Source organism: Microbacterium karelineae, from assembly GCF_009745985.1.
Taxonomy (GTDB): domain Bacteria; phylum Actinomycetota; class Actinomycetes; order Actinomycetales; family Microbacteriaceae; genus Microbacterium; species Microbacterium karelineae.
In genome coordinates this window covers 1-1,147 of sequence record NZ_WFIX01000166.1, presented here as the reverse complement: position 1 = coordinate 1,147, position 1,147 = coordinate 1, and the positions used below count along the sequence as shown (strand labels likewise).

At 69.5% G+C, this 1,147-nt stretch carries 1 protein-coding gene; it reads right to left on the bottom strand.

Going from position 1 to position 1,147, the window contains the following annotated elements; genetic code table 11:
- On the bottom strand, positions 1 to 1,147 hold a 1,147-nt coding region (locus GB932_RS19105), incomplete at both ends, for a hypothetical protein (protein ID WP_197517238.1).

Sequence of the window (1,147 nt, the reverse complement as noted above, 5' to 3'; positions counted from 1 at the left end):
CGGTGACGGTGGCGGGTCCCTCCGCGGTGAGCGGGAAGTTCTCGACCGTCGCGGTGCCGCCGTCGTCGTTGACGACCTCCTTGACGAGGGTCAGCCGCGGGGCGATGTCGTCGTTGACGATCGTGCAGACCGCGCTCTCGCCGTTCGCGAGCGTCACGGCGGATCCGTCCTGGCTGCCGCCCTCGCAGGTCCAGGCGCTCGGGGAGTACCCGTCGACCTCGATCTCGGAGAGGTCGTAGGTGCCGGCGGAGACCATCGCGTCGGTGATCTCGGGGTCGCCCGTGACGCCGGTGATGGTGACCTCGCCCGACGCGCTGAGGGTGAAGTCGGCGGTGTCGGCGGTGCCGCCGTCATCGTTCACGACCTCCTTCACGAGAGTGAGGTGCGCGGCCTCGTCGTCGTTGATGATCGTGCAGGTGACCTCCTCGGCGAGGCCGATCGCGACGACGTCGCCGTCGAGCGAACCGCCGCCCGTGCACGTCCAGCTCGTCGGGCCGTATCCGGCGGCCGTCTCCTCGGACAGGAGGTACTCGCCCGCTTCGACGGGAACGTCGGTGACCTCCGGCTCTCCGCTGATGCCCGTGACGGTCACGGGGCCCTCCGCGGTGAGGGGGAAGTCCTCGACCGTCGCGGTGCCGCCGTGGTCGTTCGTCACGATCTTCACGAGCGTGAGGCGCGGGGCGATGTCGTCATTCGTGATCTCGCACGTCGCGCTTTCGCCGAGACCGAGGCTCACGGCGGATCCGTCCTGTGATCCGCCCTCACACGTCCAGGCGCTCGCGGCGTATCCGTGGACCATGACCTCGGAGAGGTCGTACGAGCCGGCGGGCACCGCGACGTTCGTGACATCGTCCGTGCCGCTGATGCCGGTGACGGTCGCGGGTCCCTCCGCGGTGAGGGGGAAGTCCTCCACTGTGGCGGTGCCACCGTGGTCGTTGACGACGTTCTTGACGAGCGTGATGTGCGCCGCGTCGTCGTCGTTCACGATCGTGCAGGTGGCGTTCTCGCCGACGCCGAGCGTGAGCGCGGATCCGTCGAGCGACCCGTCGGTGCAGCTCCAATCGCTCGCCGTGTACCCCTCGACCATGACCTCGGAGAGGTCGTAGTCGCCGGCGGGGACCGCGACGTCCGTGACGTCGTCTGTGCC